Origin of the sequence: Chryseobacterium sp. MDT2-18, from assembly GCF_030815285.1 — a bacterium.
In the GTDB taxonomy this organism is placed as follows: Bacteria; Bacteroidota; Bacteroidia; order Flavobacteriales; family Weeksellaceae; genus Kaistella; species Kaistella salivictor.
In genome coordinates this window covers 212,397-233,746 of sequence record NZ_JAUSWQ010000001.1, presented here as the reverse complement: position 1 = coordinate 233,746, position 21,350 = coordinate 212,397, and the positions used below count along the sequence as shown (strand labels likewise).

Genomic DNA, 21,350 nt, shown 5'->3' with positions numbered 1-21,350 from the left:
GATCGCTTCGCTGATGGATAATAGATAAACGAATAGGTAAGAAAAGGAATTCTGCGTAAGTGCATTTCAATAAATAAAATAAATCCCAACTTTTCAGCTGGGATTTATTATTAAATAAAACTTATCCGGTTTAAAAATTTAAAATACGGACATCAATTCTTCTGTTTTGTGCTTTGCATTCATCGGTATCATTTTCGGCACAAACCGGATGTTGAGAGCCATAACCTTCTGCCTGTACTCTGTCTGCTGCAATTCCCATTTCTAATAATTTGAGTTTTGCGGCCTGGGCACGTAAGTTCGATAACTTAAGATTGGCTTCTTCGGTGCCGGTATTATCGGTATAACCTCCTAATTTCACTTTCGCGGTAGGGAACGCATTTAGAATTTCAGCTAAATTATTGAGCTGCTGCTCTGAACCTGGTTTTAAATCGCTGCTTCCTGTCCGGAAGTGTAGATTTTCGATCGTAAACCACTTTGTATTGTCTAAAGCTTTTTGGTCTTTAGACTGAAGCGCATTATACAAAGAAAGCAACTGGCTGTTTTGCCCCACACCGATTGATTTGTCAGTTAATTTAATTTCCTGAAGATTTCCGGTATCGTAAACGTAATCACCTTCTTCATTAAGTGTTCCTGTAGCTATTCCCGGAGCAATCTCCGTAACGCCATGTACCGCAGCTGCTGATGCCGTGATTCCTGACATTTTCTGTAAAGATTCTAATTTAGCCCTTCTGTTTTCGATAATTTTATCTTTGTGTAGAACCGCTAAAGTTGGAGCAATAACCAAAGAAATAATCGACATTAATTTAATTAAAATATTCATTGACGGACCGGAAGTATCTTTAAAAGGATCTCCTACTGTATCACCGGTAACCGATGCTTTGTGCGCATCAGAACCTTTGTAATGCATATCGCCATTAATTTCAACTCCTTTCTCAAAAGATTTTTTGGCATTATCCCAAGCTCCGCCGGCATTATTTTGAAACATTCCCATCAATACTCCCGAAACCGTAGCTCCCGCTAAGAATCCTCCCAAAACTTCCGGACCAAAAATAAAGCCCATCACTAAAGGAGCTACAAGAGCAATCCCTCCCGGAAGCATCATTTTTTTAAGGGAAGCATCCGTAGAAATGGCGACACATTTTTCGTATTCAGGAACCGCTTTTCCTTCTAAAATTCCGGGGATCTCGCGGAACTGTCTTCGGACTTCTTCTACCATTGCCATCGCTGCAGTACCTACCGCTCTGATCGCTAAAGAGGAGAAGATAAACGGAATCATGGCTCCCACAAATAACCCTGCTAATACGTCGGCTCTGTAAATATCAATTCCGTCAATCCCTGCGATACCCACGAAGGCCGCAAATAGGGCTAATGCCGTTAAAGCAGCAGAAGCGATTGCAAAACCTTTTCCGGTCGCTGCAGTTGTATTACCAACGGCATCTAATATATCTGTTCTTTCACGAACTTCTTTGGGCAGTTCGCTCATTTCTGCAATTCCACCTGCGTTATCTGCAATAGGACCGAAAGCATCAATTGCCAACTGCATCGCGGTAGTCGCCATCATTCCTGCTGCTGCAATTGCAACACCGTATAATCCTGCACAAAGATAAGATCCGTAAATACCTCCTGCCAATACGAGAATCGGTAATAATGTAGATTCCATACCAACTGCAAGACCTCCAATGATATTGGTCGCATGTCCGGTAGATGACTGTTTGATAATACTTTTAACGGGTTTTTTACCCATCGCGGTGTAATATTCAGTGATAATACTCATTAAAGTTCCCACGACTAATCCAACGATAATAGCACCAAAAACGCCCATTTTGGTAAACTCATGACCTCTTAAAGTCATGGTTTCGGGCATTAAATAATTCACCAAAAAGTAAGATGAAACAGCAGTTAACACTATACTTCCCCAGTTCCCCAGGTTCAAAGCGTTCTGTACCGGAGTAATATCTAAACTCGTTGTTTCGCCGATTTTAACAAATAAAGTACCGATCATAGAATAAATAATTCCGGTTCCTGCGATTAACATGGGTAAAAGAATGGGAGCAAAACCTCCAAAAGCGTCTACCGATAAAGTTTCTCTACCCAAAACCATAGTGGCCAATACTGTTGCAACATAAGATCCGAATAAATCGGCGCCCATTCCTGCAACGTCTCCTACATTATCTCCTACATTATCAGCAATCGTGGCCGGATTTCTTGGATCATCTTCCGGAATACCTGCTTCTACTTTGCCCACTAAGTCAGCACCAACATCAGCTGCTTTGGTATAAATACCACCACCAACTCTTGCGAAAAGGGCAATAGATTCTGCACCGAGAGAAAAACCGGTCAGAATTTCGATTGTTCTTTCCATCTCATGGGAATCTACCCCAGCACCGGGTGCAAATATTTGTTTGATAATAATGTACAATCCTCCTAAACCTAAAACGGCTAAACCAGCAACGCCCATTCCCATTACAGAACCTCCGGTAAAGGACACTTTTAATGCTTTAGACAAAGAAGTTTTTGCCGCTTCTGCAGTTCTTACGTTGGCTTTGGTCGCAATTTTCATTCCGATAAAGCCAGCCAGCGCAGAAAGAATCGCCCCTAAAACGAATGAGATACCGATGCTCCAGTGAGAATTGGTACTTGAGGCACCCATTACGGCCAATAAAATTGCAACAACTACGACGAAATAGGCCATCACCTTGTATTCCGCTTTCAGGAAGGCCATGGCTCCATCAGAAATATAACCGCTGATTTCTTTCATACGGTCGTTTCCTGCATTTTGCTTACTTACCCAGGCGCTCTGAATAAAAGTGTAGATTAAGGCAATAATACCAAATATTGGTACGAGATAAAATAATAAATCCATAAAGTACTTTTTGATGTTAATTTGATTAATGTTAAATATTTGTTAATTAAAACATTACTCGAAAATACACTTTTTTTTTGAACTTTGAGTTGTTTTTCATAAAATAGAGATCTAGTCTTTTGATCGGTGTTAGTCTCATTTTGAAAAAAATCAGCATGTTGAAATTTTATTCACTTAAATAGTTTTCTGGACGCCTTTATTATCTGGCCATTGCTATCTTGTCATTCTCCTGAGAAAGCACTAATTGGAGATTAAATCCCTTAATGATCTTGTATGCAACATTATTAAGGCGAAATAGCTTAGCGGAATTTGGTATTGGCATGGCTGGCTGGAAAAGAAAAAAGGACTAACCGTAGAAGTTAGCCCTTATCGTAAAATATATCGTCGCTCAGCAGTTCTTTTGGGATTATAAAACTTTACACTAAACTATTTTTTTAATAGATAAAACATCGTTATCAAAAATTTATAAAATTTTTGTCATCCTTCTATCAGAACGGAATTTTACAACGTTTCTTTCAACCATTCAAAAAATTCTCTCTGCCACACCAAACCGTTTTGCGGATGCAGAACCCAGTGGTTTTCATTGGGGAAATAAAGGAATTTCGCTTTCAAACCTTGCAGTTTAGCAGCCTGGAAAGCTTCCTGACCTTGCTCATAAGGAACTCTGTAATCAATTCCTCCCTGAATAATCATCATTGGTTTATTCCATTTATTCACAAAGTTCGAAGGATTGAATTCAGTGTATGATTTCGGAACCGGATTGTCATAAGGAGAACCTCCTAAATCCCATTTCGCGAAAAACAATTCTTCGGTGGTTAAGTACCAGGATTTCATATCGAAAAGACCGTCATGAGCAATGAAAGTTTTAAAACGGTTTTCGTGGATTCCTGCCAGCATCATGGCGCTGTATCCGCCGTAACTCGCTCCCACTACTCCCATTCTGTCACCATCAACGTAAGGTAATGTTTTGGCAAAATCAGCAGCTGCCAAATAATCCTGCATTACCTGTCCGCCCCAATCTTTAGAGATGTCTTCATTCCATTTTGTACCCCAGCCCGGCATTCCTCTTCGGTTTGGTGCAACCACGATATAATCGTTGGCGGCCATCAAAGCAAAATTCCACCGTACGCTGAAAGTCTGTGTCAAAGCAGATTGCGGTCCACCCTGGCAATATAATAAAGTTGGATATTTCTTATTCGCATCGAAGTTTGGCGGATAAATAAACCATACGCCCATTTCTTTTCCGTCGGTGGTTTTCACCATTTTCAGTTCAGTTCTGGAAGGTGTAATGCTTTCATAATTCTTCTTATTCACTTCCGTTACCTGTTTCATCGATCCGTTTTTCACATCTACGGAAAATAAATCGGGATTGTGATTCATGTCGTTTCTGGAAATCAGTAACGAATTTTTCTGTTGCGCAAAAATATCATTCAAATCAAAATCACCTTTGGTAATCTGCTGAATTTTAGAGTTTTTCGGATTTAATGAAAACAACTGCTTGGTTCCTTTCCAGGCTGTTGTAAAATAAATTTCTTTAGAATTGGTTGCCCAGAAAACAGAACCGGTGATGCTTTCATCCCAATCTTTGGTAAGATTAGTGGTTTCCCCCGATTTCCAGTTCATGATTTTTAAATCATTTTTGTCGGCTTCATAGCCATCTCTTGCCATAGACATCCAGTATAAATACTTTCCGTCTGGTGAAAACTTCGGCGAAACGTCATATCCTTTATTAGTTTCGGTAAGGTTTTTTAAAGTTCCTGTAGCCAAATCGTAAGCGAAAATATCGGTATTTGTGGAAAATGCATACTCAGCGCCGCTCAATGGTTTGGTCACATACAACAGTTGTGCAGAATCTGGTGTCCAAATAAAATCCTCCGTTCCACCAGAAGGTCTTTGCGGAGAATCCCAAGGTTTCCCTTCCAATAAATCTTTGGCTTTATCAGCGGTTTCTGTAACATTAACTACAAAAACATGATTGTATTTTCCTTCATTAAAATAATCCCAGTGACGGTGATTCAAGTCGGTGTAAATATGAGCGGTAGATTTTGGAGTATCAGCATATTTATCTTTTCCCAATAATTTTTCTACCAAAACTTCTTTACTGAAAGCCACTTTTTTGCCATCGGGAGAAATCACGATATTATCTGCTTTTCCGACAGTGTAAAATTCTGTCCAGGTTTTTCCTGCATCTTTAGAAAGATAAATTTTCTCTTCTTCCTGAGCGTAAATTCCGTTGGCATCCCATTGAATTAAAGATTTTTTCCCTAAATCCAGTGCGGTTGCTTCACCATTTTTGATTGTAAAGAAAAAGTTTTTCTTATTGTTTTTCTCGGTTTTCAAATCGGTTTTTCCGATACTGTAAATCAGTGAATTCTGATCCGGCGAAACGGCAGAGACTCCGATTTTATTCAGGGTCCACAATATTTCGGGCGTCATCACATTTTGCGCGTTCATGAGGAACGGTGCCGCCAGAGCAACAAGGGTGTGTTTTATTTTCATTTTTAAAATTAAATTTTTTAGATATATAAAAGGTTTAAAAATCGGTAATTTTCTTTAAACTAATCATCGAAAATTAGGCGCTTACAAATATAGAAAATTCAGGAAGAAAGCAACTGCTAAACCATTTCGCTCATTCTCCGGTGAACTTCCTGAAGAAAATTATCAGGATTTTCGGGACTGATCATATAAATTTTTCCGGATTTTAAAATCATCTTTACTTTTTTATGAATATTGGTAACATACCACACATCGCGACCATTAAAATATCCAAAATAACCGAACAAACCGCCGACTCCGAAAGTTCTCAGATTTAATCCGGTTTTTTCAATTTTATCTGCTGTCTTGATTTCGTTGATATTAATAATCACCGCTCCGAATAAATTTCTAATTAAAATTTGATCATCCGATATTGCAATTCTTTTCGGTACCAAGCCGTAAGAAATCACAATAACCGAAATCAGTAAAATTGTCAAAACCACAGAAACGACAGGTTTTGGCGGTTGCATAAAAAATGAACTTAATGCCAATAAAGGGAGAAGCACGAGAAGAATCAATGTAAATATTTTCGTTCGGTCATCCATTTTTGCAGTAACGAATTCTTTCATAACTGTACTTTTTAAAAGTTAAGTAAATTATTAGCCGGCGTATAATCCATGAAAATTCCACCGTCGATTTTTACCGATTTCAGTTTTTGATTTACTTCGATTTGCGTGGTAAAAGATCCGTTGTTTTTCCATACTTCCGGCGTAAAATGTTTTACAGAAACTTTTCCATCCTGACCAGTAATTTCTACATCGAACGGAATGGCAAATCCGCCTGCATTTTCAACCGTCAAATTCAGATTTTTACCGGAAATAACTGCTGAATTAATTTTTAAATCGATATAATTATTGCTGAAAAACCAGTTGTTCCAAAACCAATTCAGATTTTGTCCGCTGCCTTCATTCATGCTGTAAAAGAAATCCCACGGCGTCGGATGTTTTCCTTTCCAGATGTTCATGTAATAATGCAGCGTTTTTTTGAACAGCTCGTCGCCCAGTAGATTTTTCAAAGACAGATAGGCAAAAGCCGGTTTGATATAAGCGTTGCTTCCGTAGCCCATCCCAGACAGTTGGCTGCTCATCGAAATAATCGGCTGATCCTGCTCCGTTGACGGATCATTAATGTATTTTTTCACCCGGAAATCGGTGAACATTTTATCATTAAAAGCTTTTCCGTTTTCAGCTTCACCAATCAGATATTCGAAAGCCGTCACCCAACCTTCATCCATAAAAGCGTATCGTGTTTCGTTGGTTCCCATCATAAAAGGGAAATACGTATGGGCAATCTCATGATCCACCGTTTGGCGGGAGTCAGCAAAATCATCAGGAATCGCAGTATCATTCACCATCATAGGATATTCCATATCGGCAAATCCCTGAAAACCGGTCATGGTAGGGAAAGGATATTCTATTCCCGGCCAGTTTTCAGAAAACCATTTGATGCTGTATCTTTCCCATTCCACATATTTTTCAAAATCAGCCGTTCCCGCATTATAAGTTGCCTGCGTGCTCACTCTTTTCGATTTCAGCTGAACACTTGAAGCATCCCAGACGTAAGTGGAACTTAAGCCAAACGTAAAATCGGTAATGTTTTCAGCCTTAAATTTCCAGGTATTAAATGGATTCTGTTTGGTTACTTTTTGTTTTTGGATTTCGTCTTTCGTGGCAACATGAATAACCTGATTGGATTTTAATGAATATTTAAATTTCTTTAAAATTCCCGACTGCAGAACTTCTTCCGGATTCTGCAAAACTCCCGTCGCATAAACCACGAAATTTTTTGGAACCGTAACGGCAACTTCATAATTATTAAAGTCATTATAAAATTCATTTCGGCCGTTATGGGCCAATTTATCCCAACCATTATAATCATCGTAGACCGAAATTCTCGGATAGGCATACGCACAGAAAAACGTGGTTTCATCGATTTGCCCTTCTCTTCCACTCTCTTTTGATAACGGAAACTCCCATTCTATTTTAATGGTATTTTTGGAGTTTGGCAACAAAGATTTATTTAATTTTAAATCATAGAATGTTTCCCAGTCTTGAGAATTTACTTTGTAATTTTCACCATTGACAGAAAGCGATTTTATTTTTAAACCTTCACTTAAAAAATCAGGTGAAGCTTTAGCCGCTCTGGGCGAAGTCGGTTTATGGACATTATTCACAAATCTGATCACCACCGATTTCAATTCATCAGGAGAATTATTTGAATAAATAATCGTCTCATTTCCGGAAACGATTTTAGTTGTTGGATTTACATTGAAATCAATCGTATAATTTCCCGAATTTTGCCAATAATTTTCGCCGGGTTTCCCATCCGACGCCCGGGTTTTATTTTCATAAGCTTTGGCAATGTTCCGCGGAATATATAATTGCTGAGCGAAAATCTGCACAGAGAAAAACAGCAGCAATAAAGAAGTAAGAGTGGTACGCATTAATTTTTATTTTAAAATTACTAAATCTGATGAACATTTTTCAATCATCGGTTTCCCGTTGTTAATGAAAGTGCATCATCCGCTATGAATTAAAAAGCGGTTCAAACATAATTGAAACCGCTATGACATTTTCTTTTTTTTAATAAATTATTTATCGGACGTAATAATTCCATTTAATAATGAAGTAATTAAGGACAAAGCGATACTGAAAATAAAGGCCCACCAAAATCCGTCAATGGCCATTCCGTCTACAAATTTCGCAGCCAGTAAAACCACCAGAGCATTAATGACCAAAGAGAAAAAACCTAACGTAAGAATGGTTAAAGGCAATCCTAAAATCTTCAAAACAGGTGTAACAATCAAGTTAAGGACTCCTAAGATCAAAGCGAAAATTACGGCAGATCCAAAGCTATCAATATGAACTCCACCTAAAATTTTCGTTAATAAAAAAGCGACAATCGCAGTCACTAATAATCGGATAATTAAATTCATAATCTATTTTTTTATAAAATTAAAAAATTAAAGCGAGTAAGCAAGAACTTCGCCGGTATTTTATTTTATCCCATGAACAGACAGTTCCTTAGAATAAATTTTATTATCTTCATCGCAAAAATTATATTCAATGAAGAACTATGCTAAATTATTGATGGTTTCTACGGTTTTTGCTGTGGGTTTAAACGCTCAAACCAAAGACCAAATGGTAAAATCTATTATGGATGAAACCTATCAAAACTCTCAACTCGAAACCCTTGCGTATGAATTGATGGACGACATTGGGCCAAGACTGGTGGGAAGTCCAAAAATGCAGCAGGCACATGACTGGGCCGTAAAACGTTTTCAGAACTGGGGAATCGATGCCCAAAACGAAAAATGGGGCGAATGGAAATCCTGGGAAAGAGGACCATCATCCATAGAAATGGTTGCTCCTTATGCGAAATCAATCGAAGGAATGCAGTTGGCTTTCAGTCCTGCAACTTCTGCTAAAGGCTTAACCGCCGATGTGGTGATGTTGCCCATGTTTAAGAACAAAGAAGAATTTGCCGCCTGGCTGCCAAAAGTAAAAGGAAAACTGGTGATGGTTTCCCAATACCAGCCAACGGGAAGACCTGAAAATAACTGGAAAGAATTTGCAACGCCGGAATCTTTTGAGAAAATGAAAAAAGAATCCGCTGAAGCTTCTGAAGAGTGGAGAAAATCAATTGCTGCGACAGGAGAAACCTCCAGAACGTTAAATGAAAAATTAGAAAAAGCCGGTGCAGCCGGAATCGTCTCTTCGTATTGGTCCAGAGGATTTGGAGTGAATAAAATTTTCGCTGCCGGGACGAAAACCATTCCTGTGGTTGATATTTCTTTAGAAGATTATGGACAGTTATACCGCATGATTCAGCACGGAAAAACGCCTAAACTGAAAATTAACGCTCACTCGAAAGACAGAGGAACTGCTCCAACTTTCAATACAGTTGCTGTTATCAAAGGTTCTGAGAAACCAGAGGAATATGTGATTCTTTCGGCGCACTTTGATTCCTGGGATGGCGGAACCGGCGCTACCGATAATGGCACCGGAACCATCACCATGATGGAAGTTGCCAGAATTCTAAAAAAATATTATCCAAATCCAAAGAGAACCATTGTGGTTGGACTTTGGGGAAGTGAGGAACAGGGCTTAAATGGTTCACGCGGTTATGTCTGGGCACATAAAGACCAAATGCCAAATGTTCAGGCGGTTTTCAACCAGGATAACGGAACGGGAAGAATCGCCAATATCAGCGGGCAGGGATTTTTGAATTCGTATGATTATATCGGAAGATGGTTAAGCGCCGTTCCGAAAGAATTAACCAAAGGAATCGAAACTTCTTTCCCAGGATTCCCGGGTGGTGGAGGTTCTGACCACGCTTCATTTATTGCAGCCGGCGTACCCGCATTTATGTTGAGTTCATTAAACTGGAGTTATGGAAATTACACCTGGCATACCAACAGAGACACCTACGATAAAATCGTTTTCGATGATCTTAAAAGTAATGTTGCGACGATCGCGATTTTAACTTATATGGCGAGTGAAGATCCGGAAAAGGCTTCATCGGAAAGAATAAAAATGCCAATCAATCCAAGAACCGGTGAACCTATGAAATGGCCGGAAGTAAAAGAACCAACCCGTAAAGGAGGTTTCGATTAAATGTAAATCTTACCAAAAATAACCTGTAATAAGCCGGTAATTTCTAACGTTCAGCGTGAAGATTTTGCCGGCTTTTTTGGATTATTGAACCGGAATTTAATGATGCTTTAGCCTTTAAAATGGAGGAACAGACAGTGAATTTTAATCTAGTTTTAAGAATGGTTAAATTTTTGATGGGAAATATTTATGAAAAATCAAAATTATCAAAATCACAAAAAATTCTATCCGCCACATCATTTCATCTATCTTCCTCTTGTTTTTATTCTACAAATTATTGGAATCTGGAAAATTTTTAACGATGAGCAAAACCAATTAATCTGGATTTTATTTTCAGCCGTTATTTTTCTAATTCTTTATTTAGCATTAATGATCCGGCAGCATTACGCATTGGGAAATCAGGACCGTATTATACGGTTAGAGTTTAAGCTAAGGTATTTTGAACTTTTCGGTAAAAGCGCGGATGAAGCAGAATCTAAACTTTCTTTTGATCAGATTGCCGCTTTGCGCTTTGCCTACGATGACGAATTTAAAATTTTGCTAGATAAAGCGCTTCAACAAAATATTTCTGGTGACGAAATCAAAAAATCAATCCACAACTGGAAACCTGATCACCATAGAGTTTAAATAAAAAAATAATAATTAAATTATCATTAATAAACCTTAAAAAATAAAATTATGAAAAAGTTTACATTTCTTACTCTGGCTGTTTTTGCTTTATTGAGTTTAACCGGTTGCGACGCGATCGGCACCATTTTCAAAGCCGGAATGTGGTGGGCATTTTTCCTGGTTGCATTGGTAATCGGTTTAATCGTTTGGTTATTTAGCAGAGGGAAAAATTAAACAGGATGAAAACCGAAAATCCTTCTTTAGAACTTATCACTAAAATAAGTCCTTCAAAAATGGTGAAAATCATGAAGGATCCGGAGAAATCTGCAACTGCAGTAAATTTAGTTTACACCAGCGACAGTGAAAATCAAGGAATCGCACGCCGAAAAAGAGGAGATAAATTCATTTATTTTATTGGCGGTGAAAAGATTAAAGACAAAGAAGAGATTCAGCGGATTAATCAATTGGCGATTCCTCCCGCCTGGGAAAACGTATGGATCTGCGCGTTGCAAAACGGCCATTTACAGGCCACAGGTCTGGATGCTAAAAAACGCAAACAGTACCGCTACCATCCCATTTGGAATGCCTTACGGAATCATACGAAGTTTTACAGAATGCTGCACTTTGGCGAAGTTTTGCCCGATATCCGACTGCAGTTAGAAAAAGATTTGAATCACCGCACCTTAGACAGGCGCAAAGTTTTGGCGTTGGTGGTAAGTCTCATGGAACGGACCAATATTAGAATCGGCAATGCGATTTATGAAAAACTGTATGGATCTTTTGGCTTAACGACTTTGAAAGATAAACATGTAGCGATTAACGGTCAAAAAATAAAATTCTCTTTTAAAGGTAAAAAAGGCATTTACCACGATATCGATTTAAAGAATGCCAAATTAGCAAAAGCCGTAAAAACCTGCCGTGATATTCCCGGAAAAGAACTCTTTCAGTTTTATGACGAGGATGGAAAACGGCACGCCATAGAAAGTGGAATGGTCAATGATTATATTAAAGAAATCAGTGGCGAAGATTTCACCGCAAAAGATTTCCGGACGTGGTCTGGCACGGTGAATGCGTTAATTGCCTTTAAAGAAATTGAAGCTCAGGAAATTGATGGTAATCAAAAATCCAAAATAAAACGGGCCATCGATCTGGTAGCCGCCGAACTGGGAAATACCGGCACTGTTTGCCGAAAATACTATATTCATCCACTGATCATTAATCTTTACGAAAACGATTCTATTGAAAAATATTTAAGAGAACTGGATGAAATAGAAATTGATGACGGAAAATCCGGTTTGACGAAAGAAGAACAGATTGTGATGAAAATTCTAAAAAACGAAAAACCGTAATCATGCCAGAAGGTCCCTCCATTGTTGTTTTTAAGAAACGACTTCAAAGATTTGAAGGTGAAACCGTGACCGAAAGCGGTGGCTACAACAATCCTTTCGCCGACTCAATTTCCGGCAGAAAAGTGGTTTCGGTTGAAACCTATGGAAAATACCTTTTACTCGATTTCAAAGACTTTTTAATCACTGTTCATTTTGGATTATTTGGAAGCTTTTTGATTAATGAATCCAAGAAAGTCAATACAAGTTTTTCGCTTTTTTTCGGGGAAGACCACATCAATTTTTATGTGGTGAAAATTAAGAAACTCCAAAAAGATCACGCGTTTGATCAGGAACTAAATGTATTTTCAAAAAAATACAAATTAGAAAAAACGAAAAAATTTTTGCTCGAAAAATATGGCGACAAGAGAATTGGAGATGTACTTTTAAATCAGGACGTGTTTCCAGGTTTAGGAAATATTATCCGCAATGAAGTTTTATTCCTAAGTAAGATTCATCCTGAAAGTACGGTGGAAAAAATTCCTTCGAAAAAAATGAAAGAATTACTTCAAACAATTAAAGAATTTTCCAAAGCTTCCGTAGAATTAATTGAGCAAAAAATATGGAAATCCTCAAGTTCAGTTTACAAGAAAAAAGGATGGGAAGACCAAGAAGTTTTAGAATATGTCGCTCCGAAAATTAAACGAAAAACCTACGTGGTTGAAAAAGTGCAGAAAATCTATTGATTTTTTAGTTTAGAAATAGTATGAATTCCCTTTAATTGAAGGGATTTTTTTATTTATTAGAACATCAGTTTTATAGGCTGTTGAAAAATTAAATAAAGAAAAAGTTTATGGGATATTCATATTGAAAAACATAAAAAATTGATTGTCAGTTTAGTAACTTATTGGTTACTGGGCTAATAAAATTATGATGAAAAATTTACTCTACAAACAAAAAGCTCTTATTATACTCCTTATTTTTTACAGTAACCTATGGAAAAATCACCGCGGTGAAAATAATAAATCACCGCGGTGAAATTTAAAAAAGACCGCGGTGTTTGTGATTTTAGGTTTTAAAAAACAATTTAAACAGGCTCTTAATATTGAAAATTTTATCTGTGACTAAACCAATTTTTGAAAAAGAAATATCTTTTTGAGTTATATTTGTTAAATTTTCATAACCATTCCTAAAATGTGTTAAGAATATTAAAATATACTTCAACAAAAACTTTATATGAAGAAACTTTATCTTTTTTTATTTCTTGGATTATTCTCGGCTTTGTACGCTCAAACAAAAATTTCGGACACCACCAATTATCTGCGGAATGGAATGTTTGAAAATGCAAAAGGGAAAATAATTACGGATCATTCAGAAAAAATTCAGTTTCTCAAAGAAAGGAATCGGAAAATTCAGTTGGAGCAATCTCATCTGCAAAAAGGAAGTTCGACCGCTGTAGAAATGTGTACCAATGGTGGTTTTGAACAAGTTGAAACTATTAATGGTAAAAATTTTATCAAAAATTTTCTTTTTAATATTGGTGACCCCCCCGGACCGACCCAATGTAAATCTCTTTCTAACAGTGCTGTAAACAGTATACCACAGTATAATCCGGGCAATAGTAATTTGATGGCGAGTTCGGTTCCGGCAAATCTGTTTGATCGATATATGGGAGATCTTAAAGCATTCGACCAATATGCGCTCAAAATAAATTACGAAAATTCCGGAACATACGGTTCAATTGTTCAGGGACAAAGGTTTAAAACAAATAATGAAAATTTTTTAAAATTTAATTACAAAGCCGTTCTACAATCCGTTTATGACGATAGCCACCGGGATAATCAACCATTTTTTAAGGCAAGAATTATTAATAAAAACAAAGTGGTGGTTAGTGAGTTTTGTTTAGTCGGTGACGAGAAGAACTGCATTTTCACTAAAGTTTCTGATGGCGGATCATGGTATGTTACTTTGTACACTGAGAAATGGCAATCCGGTATTTTGGATATTTCTTCGATTCCCAATAATGAAGAATTCACTGTAGAATTTATGGCTTCCCGTTGTGGTTTAGGCGGGCATTTCGGATATGCTTATGTAGATGATATTTGTCTTTTACAATCCAACGAAAGCTTTGTTGGTTCGGTCACTTTGGATCCTTTGTACGCAGTTTGTCCGACACTTCCGGTGACGGTTTGCGGGAATTATACTTTACCAAATTCAGGAGGAGTTACCTCAACTTTAAAAAAATTAACCTTAAAGGTTTATGATGAAAATGGGTCGGTTGTTCATACGACCACTACAACTTCTTCGCTGGATCCGATCACAAAAAAATTCTGCTTCACGCTTTTACCTCAGAACTTTCCCAATATTTCTACGGGCAATTACAATGTTGGCGTTACAGCAGATTTTGATGTGGGAACTTCCAGTGGTGGTAATGGTTGCGGAAGTAGTGGAAATACACAGGTATTTGCCTCGGCAAGTGATCCAGATGCGAATGATGGCTGGGACATCAGTTTTTTGAACTGTTCTTCGGGTTGCAATATTCAGGTAAATACTGCAAAAATTTCAAAATGTGATGCGAATCACGATGGAAAAGAAGATTTTAATTTAACCGATTTTAATGCACAGGTTGTTAATTCTACAACTGGCTTTACTTTCAATTATTTTAAGGATTATAATTCCGCCTTTAATAATACGGGCGCCATTACCAATTTCACGGCGTACAATTCCTCTTCTGCGGTAATTTATGTGCGGGTTTCGCAGAGTGCAGGATGCCATAAAATTATTCCGGCAAATTTAGAAGTTAGAAATCCCACTGCTACTATTTCCGGGATTTTAAATGTTTGTTCCGGAAGTACAGAATTAAAAGCCTCAGCAGGTTCCACTTATTTATGGAGTACTGGAGAAACTAGCCAAAATATCATCGTAACATCAATTGGCGTTTATTCAGTTACCGTTACCGACAGTTTTGAATGTTTCAGCATGGCAACCGTAAGTATTGAACCAAGTCAGACTGCGGTGACCCCGACCTTAGAAATAACCCAGCCTTCTTGTTTTGTTTCATCGGGAACGATAAAAGTCACCTCGGCGGCGTCGGAATATAGTTTTGATAATGGAGTAACCTGGGGAACAAATCCCATTAAATCTAATCTTTATCCGGGTGATTATTCTATTATGATTAAAACGGTGAAAGGTTGTACTTCGTACGCACAGAAGGTTACTATTAAAGCTTCACTTTTACCTTATCCATATTATGATGCTACGCAGCCTAAATTCTGCGGTGACACGGGAAGCATTACGATCACTTCTCCTGCGGCGAATTATAGTTATGACAACGGGGTGACCTGGGTCAATAATTCTACGATGGATAATTTAGCTCCTGGGCTTTATACGATTCGGACAAAAGATGCATCCGGATGTATTTCTAATCCGCAAGGAGTTGTTATTTCCAGCGACACTTTAGGAGATCCCGATTTTACGGTTATAAATCCAGCGTGTACTGTTTCCGGAAAAATAACCATCAATACTTCCGCAGATTTCTATACTTTCGATGGTGGCCAAACCTGGGGTACGACCAATGTTTTAGATAATATTTTTACTGGAAATTTCTCCATTGGAATTAAAAACAGTCTGGGATGTACTTCTTATTTGGAGAGTGTTTATCTGCAGAGTTTTCAGACCATGTATCCCATCTATGAAACCATTCAACCCACCTGTGGTGAAAATGGAACAATCTATATTGTAACAGAAGCAGATTTTTACAGTTTTGATAATGGCGTCACCTGGACGACGAGTAATATGAAGGATTTACCTGCCGGAACCTACATTATCAAGTTAAAAACTGCCGCAGGTTGTATTTCCAGAGAAACTTCCGTTTATTTATATGAACCTCGAATAGACCAACCTTATGTTTCGGTTGTTCAGCCAACTTGTGGCGCTGATGGATCGATCAGTATTAATACCGTTTCAGATTTTTATAGTTTTGATAATGGCGCAACCTGGGTAACGACTCCTACTAAAACATTACCCGCCGGGAGTTACCAAATCAAAGTTAAAAACAGTATTGGCTGTATGTCTAATCCGCAATACATTTCTCTGTATCCGCCTAAAATTGAAACTCCTGAGGTGACTATCATACAACCAACCTGTACTACAAAAGGAACGATTACGATAACAACACCATCCAGTTTTTATAGTATTGATGGTGGAAAAACCTGGGTGACCTCTAATGTTTTCAGTAATCTTACCGGCAACAGCTATAATGTGATGATTAAAAATAGCCAAAATTGTGTATCTGAAACTAAGTATGTTTATTTTAATCAAATTTATCTTCCTGAGCCTACCTATACAGCGGTAAGCCCAAGTTGTGGGAATATCGGAAATATCACTTTTACTTCTACCGCAGATCAGTACAGTATTGATGGTTATAACTGGAGTACCAACCCTGTTTTCAATAATCTGAGTGCTGGTTATTATTATTTAATGGTGAAAAACAGTGCGGATTGTAGGTCAAACAGTATTTCAGTTTATTTGAACACTACCAATCTCGCAAGTCCAACCGTGAATGTAGTACAGCCAACTTGTGGTACAAGTGGCAGTATCACGGTAACTTCGCCGGGCACTTCATTCAGTTTTAATGGCGGCAGTACTTGGAGCACGTCGCCGGTTTTAAATAATTTATCATCGGGGTATTACTATGTAATGGTAAAAGATGGGAATTGTTCTTCTACAACAACCTATGTAAATATCCAACAGTTCTATTTACCTAATCCAACTTATACTTTTACAAACCCAACCTGTGGCGTTGGAGGCACGATTTCTATAACGACTCCCGCGTCACAATACAGCATCAATGGTGGGCAAACGTGGAGCACTTCACCGAATTTCACCAATCTTGCTGATGGAAATTACAACATTATGGTTCAAAATGCAGCGGGTTGTAAATCATCAAACTACGTTTCTTCTTTAAATTTACAGAAATTCTATCTTCCAAAACCAAATGTTTCGGTGGTTCAACCCACATGTACGGTGAAAGGAAGTATTAAGATTACCACCGTAGCCTCAGAATACAGTTTTGATGGTGGCCAAACCTGGAGCACTGTTAATGAAAAAACAAACCTGAACTCAGGCTATTACAATATTGTGATTAAAAACGCACAGGGTTGTACTTCAAATCCTTATGAAATGAATGTTTCGATTACTACTTTCTATTTACCGCGACCTTTACTAAAAGTTGTGCAACCAAGCTGCGGAAACAATGGAAGTATAACGGTAGTCTCTCAAGCTGCACAATATTCCTTTGACAATGGAACAACTTGGGTAACAAATCCTTCCTTACTTAATCCTACCCCTGGGTATTATTATATTTTAATAAAAAATTCTGCAGGATGCATTTCACAAGCAGCTACCGCTTCAGTCAATCAATTTTACCTTGCACAACCAATTGTTACTATAATTCAGCCAACCTGTTCAGTACCGAAAGGTTCGATTTATATAAATACTATTGCAGATTTATACAGTTTTGATAATGGAGCAACCTGGACAACAAATCCCGTAAAAACGAATCTCAATTCAGGAAATTACAATCTGTTAATTAAAAATGCAGCCGGGTGCATTTCGCAACGAGCTTATGTGAATATTTACAACGCCCCGGCACTTCCGCCAACACCTGTTTTTACTGTTACACAGCCAACAGCATGTGATGCAACGGACGGAAGCATTACCATTACAACGCCCGGCAAAAGTTTTAGTTTTAATGATGGCGCATCCTGGAGTACTGATCCGGTAAAGAAAAATATTGGATCAGGAACTTATATTTTGAAAATTAAAACCAATTCTTCCTCTTGCGAATCGGTTTCTGTACCGGTAACGTTAGATTCGGGAATAAATATTGCTGCGCCAGCGGTCTCCGTAGTTCAACCGACTTGCAGTGTTTCTACTGGTTCCATTACCGTAACTACCACTGCTGCAACCTATAGTTTTGATGATGGTTTGACTTTCATTTATGCCAACACCAAAAGTGATTTACTTCCTGGAACTTATAAGATAAAAATTAAAAATGCTGCTGGCTGTATTTCTTATGCGGCATCAGCAACGGTTACTACTCCTGCTCCATTGCCAAGTCCTAATTCAGCCATAACTCAACCGGATTGCTTTGTATCACTAGGTTCTATAAAAATAACCACAGCGGCTGCAGAGTATAGTTTTGATAATGGTCTTACTTATGGTTCTTCAGACACCAAATCTAATTTAAGCCCCGGAACTTATAATTTGATGATTAAAGATCGTTTCGGGTGTATTTCTTTTGCTGGAATTGCCACCATCAATCAGCAGCCTGTAACTCCATCTGCACCTCAAGTTTCGGTAACACAGTCTTCTGGCTGTACCAATGCTTTTGGAACGGTTGCCATCATTTCTGCGGCTGCTTATTATAGTTTTGATGATGGAGCGACTTGGGTCATCAATTCATCGTCTAATTTAAGTCCCGGAACTTATAAAATTAAAATCAAACTAACTGCAAGCGGTTGCAGTTCTCCATCGACGACAGCTACGATTGATCCGCCAGGGAATGCACCCACTCTCCCATTATTTACCGTTACTCAACCAACTTCATGTATAAATCCTTATGGAACAATTGCGATTACTTCCACGGAAAATCAGTATAGTTTTGATGGTGGAATTTCTTATTCTTCTGCCTCAACTTCCAGTTTACTGTCACCGGGAACTTATGTACTTAAAGTGAAAAATAGTGCTGGATGTGAATCTGGAGGAGTCCCCGTAACAATCAATATTCCGGCAGATACTCCAAAAAAACCAACGGCAAATATTATTCAAATTGATTGTGCCAATCGTTTTGCACAGATTACAATTAATGAAAATGCTGCACAATACAGCATTGATGATGGTTTAACTTGGCAAAACTCAAATGTTTTTCCTGCATTATTGCCTCATTCATATTCTCTTAAAATTAAAAACAGTTTAGGTTGTGTTTCTGTTTCTACCCCGGTTGTAGTGAATACATTTATCAATCCTACACCGAAACCTTTGGTTAATAGTATTCAGGATTTTTGTCTACAGCAAAATGCTACCGTCGGAAATATTTCTGCAACTGGAAGTGGTTTACTGTGGTACAATTCGGCGACGGCGACTACTTCATTAGCCTTAAATCAACCTTTAATTAATGGAAATACTTACTTTGTAACGCAAACTATAAATTCCTGTGAAAGCGAGCGTGCTTTGGTCAAAATTAATATAATTACGACACCGCCTCCGACTGCAAATCATTTACAGGAATTCTGTATCAGTCAGGCTGCAACGGTATCAAATCTTATGGTTACCGGTTCCCAAATCAAATGGTACAGCAGTAATTCTGGAAATACAGTTTTACCAAACAATACAAAATTACAAGATGGTGTTGCTTATTTCGCCTCTCAGACGGAAAAAGGTTGTGAAAGCATGCAAAGAGTTTCCGTCACGGTCTCTTTGGTTACGACTAATATTCCAGCGACTGATTTTGCGGCTGCCGCTTTTTGCTCTGATGAAGATGGAACGAAGAAAACCGATTTGACGAGCTACCAATCAAATGTAGTTTCAAATTCGCAAAGTTATACCTATGAATTTTTTGATCAGAATGATAATTTGATATCCGATTTTAAAAATTATACCTTAAAAACTGGCCAAAATATCGTTTTTGTAAAAGTAAATTCTGCTGCTGGTTGTTCCGCTAAAGTAACTTTAACAATTAAATTAAATGCTGCTCCAGTGGTAAATGTTCCGTCAAGTGCGGAATATTGCCCAGAAAACACCGTGAAATTAGATGCCGGAAATCAGCCAGCATCAAGTTCTTTTACGTGGACTTTTAATGGAAATCCATACAGCAATCAGCAAATTATCAATGTGAAAGAAAGTGGGATTTATAAAATTACAGTAACCAATAATTTAGGATGCAGCACTTCAAAATCGGTGGTGGTTAAGAAAGTTGGTTTACCAATGATTACCGATATAAAAATCGAAAACAATACGGTACAGATTTTCGCAACAGGTATAGGGATTTTGGAATATTCGATTGATGGTATTTTCTGGCAAACCTCAAATCTATTTTACAATCTACCAAATGGAAATCATATTGCTTTTGTAAGAAGTGGTTTACAAACTTGCGCAATCACAGAACGTTTCTTTACTATTTTTAAAATTGTGAATGTTTTTTCACCTGATTATGATGGAATTAATGATGAGTGGAAAATTGAAGGCATCGAAAACTATCCAGGATCCAAAATAAAGGTAATCGACCGTTTTGGAACTGTGGTTCTGGAAAAAACCGTAAATGGTATTTTCTCCTGGAATGGCGAATATTTAAGTAGAAAATTACCAACCGGAAATTATTGGTATCAAATTATTCTAACCGACAATCGAATTCTGTCGGGATATGTAATGATTAAAAATCGAAATTAAGAACGGTTAAAAATCCTTCAATACCACATTGAAGGATTTTTTTTGTCTTATTTTAAAAACGAACTGTAGTTTCTAAAAAAAAAGGTACTAAAAGTGATCCAACTCGATCCAGACAGGAACATGATCACTGGTTTTTTCCCAACCGCGAACTGCCTTATGTACGCCACCACTTTTCAGATGAGGTGCGATGGCCGGAGAAAGCAGAAAATGATCAATCCGCATTCCGGCGTTTCTTTCGTAGGCTTTTCTAAAATAATCGTAAAAAGTATAAATGGTTTCTTCCGGATAGATTTGTCGCAAAGCATCGGTCCAGCCCTGGGCAATCAAACTCTGGAAAGCTGCCCGGACTTCGGGTAAAAAAAGAGCATCTTTAATATATTTTTCCGGTTTATATACGTCGCTCTCGGTAGGAATGATATTAAAATCTCCCAGGATGATCACCGGTTTCCCGGAACTGATTAAAAGCTCGGCTTGCGCATCGAGTCTTTCCAGCCACTTTAATTTATAATCAAATTTTTCACCGGGCACGGGATTTCCATTAGGGACGTAAACGCATACAACCGTTAAACCGTTCAGCTTTACTTCTAAATATCGGCTTTGTTCATCAGTTTCATCGCCCGGCAATGTCGTTCTGATAACCGTAGGTTTCTCGGATTTGGTTAAGATTGCCACGCCGTTCCAGCTTTTTTGTCCGACCCAAACCGCGTGGTAACCTGCTTCTAAGATTGCTTCTTCGGGAAATTTTTCCTGAGGTGCTTTCAGTTCCTGCAAACAGACGATATCAGGGTTTTCTTCGCTCAGCCATTGCAGAAGTACCGGCAACCTGCCATTAATTCCATTGACGTTATAAGTTGCAATTTTCATACTGAATATTTTATTCAAAAATATTAATAATATCTGGTCAGAACTATAATCTTATAAATACAGGAAACTCAATTTAAATATTTTTTAAAAATA

At 37.9% G+C, this 21,350-nt stretch carries 12 protein-coding genes; 6 read left to right on the top strand and 6 right to left on the bottom strand.

Annotation, left to right across the window (positions count from 1 at the left end; all coding sequences use genetic code 11):
- Positions 1 to 130: 130 nt before the first annotated feature.
- The 5 genes from QF004_RS01030 to QF004_RS01010 form a co-directional block, all read right to left on the bottom strand.
- The gene (locus tag QF004_RS01030) at positions 131 to 2,863 is read right to left on the bottom strand and encodes a sodium-translocating pyrophosphatase (protein ID WP_307421933.1); all 2,733 of its coding nucleotides are present in this window, start codon (positions 2,861 to 2,863) and stop codon (positions 131 to 133) included.
- 501 nt (positions 2,864 to 3,364) lie between these two features.
- Complete coding sequence (locus QF004_RS01025) at positions 3,365 to 5,362, bottom strand: S9 family peptidase (protein ID WP_307421931.1); 1,998 nt, start codon at positions 5,360 to 5,362, stop codon at positions 3,365 to 3,367.
- A 116-nt stretch (positions 5,363 to 5,478) separates the two neighbouring features.
- Entirely contained in the window at positions 5,479 to 5,967 is a 489-nt protein-coding gene (locus QF004_RS01020; protein WP_307421930.1) for a PH domain-containing protein, read from the bottom strand.
- A gap of 11 nt (positions 5,968 to 5,978) precedes the next feature.
- Positions 5,979 to 7,841 (bottom strand): M1 family metallopeptidase, encoded by a 1,863-nt coding sequence (locus QF004_RS01015; protein WP_307421928.1) that lies wholly within the window; start codon positions 7,839 to 7,841, stop codon positions 5,979 to 5,981.
- Positions 7,842 to 7,988: 147 nt separating this feature from the next.
- Complete coding sequence (locus QF004_RS01010) at positions 7,989 to 8,333, bottom strand: phage holin family protein (protein WP_307421926.1); 345 nt, start codon at positions 8,331 to 8,333, stop codon at positions 7,989 to 7,991.
- A gap of 130 nt (positions 8,334 to 8,463) precedes the next feature.
- On the opposite strand from QF004_RS01010, the gene QF004_RS01005 reads away from it, so the two are divergent.
- From QF004_RS01005 to QF004_RS00980, 6 genes are all read left to right on the top strand, one after another.
- Complete coding sequence (locus tag QF004_RS01005; RefSeq protein WP_133440491.1) at positions 8,464 to 10,014, top strand: M20/M25/M40 family metallo-hydrolase; 1,551 nt, start codon at positions 8,464 to 8,466, stop codon at positions 10,012 to 10,014.
- Positions 10,015 to 10,200: 186 nt separating this feature from the next.
- Positions 10,201 to 10,638, top strand: a complete 438-nt coding sequence (locus QF004_RS01000; RefSeq protein ID WP_133440490.1) for a DUF6526 family protein — start codon at positions 10,201 to 10,203, stop codon at positions 10,636 to 10,638.
- Positions 10,639 to 10,689: 51 nt separating this feature from the next.
- Positions 10,690 to 10,854, top strand: coding sequence for a phosphatidate cytidylyltransferase (locus tag QF004_RS00995; protein ID WP_133440489.1), 165 nt, complete (start codon positions 10,690 to 10,692; stop codon positions 10,852 to 10,854).
- A gap of 5 nt (positions 10,855 to 10,859) precedes the next feature.
- Positions 10,860 to 11,969 (top strand): DNA topoisomerase IB, encoded by a 1,110-nt coding sequence (locus tag QF004_RS00990; RefSeq protein WP_133440488.1) that lies wholly within the window; start codon positions 10,860 to 10,862, stop codon positions 11,967 to 11,969.
- A 2-nt stretch (positions 11,970 to 11,971) separates the two neighbouring features.
- On the top strand, positions 11,972 to 12,691 hold the full coding sequence (locus tag QF004_RS00985) for a DNA-formamidopyrimidine glycosylase family protein (RefSeq protein ID WP_307421922.1): 720 nt from the start codon (positions 11,972 to 11,974) through the stop codon (positions 12,689 to 12,691).
- A 490-nt stretch (positions 12,692 to 13,181) separates the two neighbouring features.
- A complete protein-coding gene (locus tag QF004_RS00980) occupies positions 13,182 to 20,393 on the top strand; it encodes a T9SS type B sorting domain-containing protein (protein WP_307421921.1) in 7,212 nt (2,403 codons plus the stop codon).
- 87 nt (positions 20,394 to 20,480) lie between these two features.
- On the opposite strand, the gene xth is transcribed toward QF004_RS00980, so the two are convergent.
- Entirely contained in the window at positions 20,481 to 21,257 is a 777-nt protein-coding gene (xth, locus tag QF004_RS00975) for an exodeoxyribonuclease III (protein ID WP_307421919.1), read from the bottom strand.
- Between the last annotated feature and the right edge of the window lie 93 nt (positions 21,258 to 21,350).

Coding starts and splice junctions, on each gene's coding strand:
- QF004_RS00980 (WP_307421921.1), top strand. CDS start 13,182: ATGAAGAAACTTTATCTTTTTTTATTTCTTGGATTATTCTCGGCTTTG.
- QF004_RS01000 (WP_133440490.1), top strand. CDS start 10,201: ATGAAAAATCAAAATTATCAAAATCACAAAAAATTCTATCCGCCACAT.
- xth (WP_307421919.1), bottom strand. CDS start 21,257: ATGAAAATTGCAACTTATAACGTCAATGGAATTAATGGCAGGTTGCCG.
- QF004_RS01015 (WP_307421928.1), bottom strand. CDS start 7,841: ATGCGTACCACTCTTACTTCTTTATTGCTGCTGTTTTTCTCTGTGCAG.
- QF004_RS01025 (WP_307421931.1), bottom strand. CDS start 5,362: ATGAAAATAAAACACACCCTTGTTGCTCTGGCGGCACCGTTCCTCATG.
- QF004_RS00985 (WP_307421922.1), top strand. CDS start 11,972: ATGCCAGAAGGTCCCTCCATTGTTGTTTTTAAGAAACGACTTCAAAGA.
- QF004_RS01005 (WP_133440491.1), top strand. CDS start 8,464: ATGAAGAACTATGCTAAATTATTGATGGTTTCTACGGTTTTTGCTGTG.
- QF004_RS00990 (WP_133440488.1), top strand. CDS start 10,860: ATGAAAACCGAAAATCCTTCTTTAGAACTTATCACTAAAATAAGTCCT.
- QF004_RS01030 (WP_307421933.1), bottom strand. CDS start 2,863: ATGGATTTATTATTTTATCTCGTACCAATATTTGGTATTATTGCCTTA.
- QF004_RS00995 (WP_133440489.1), top strand. CDS start 10,690: ATGAAAAAGTTTACATTTCTTACTCTGGCTGTTTTTGCTTTATTGAGT.
- QF004_RS01010 (WP_307421926.1), bottom strand. CDS start 8,333: ATGAATTTAATTATCCGATTATTAGTGACTGCGATTGTCGCTTTTTTA.
- QF004_RS01020 (WP_307421930.1), bottom strand. CDS start 5,967: ATGAAAGAATTCGTTACTGCAAAAATGGATGACCGAACGAAAATATTT.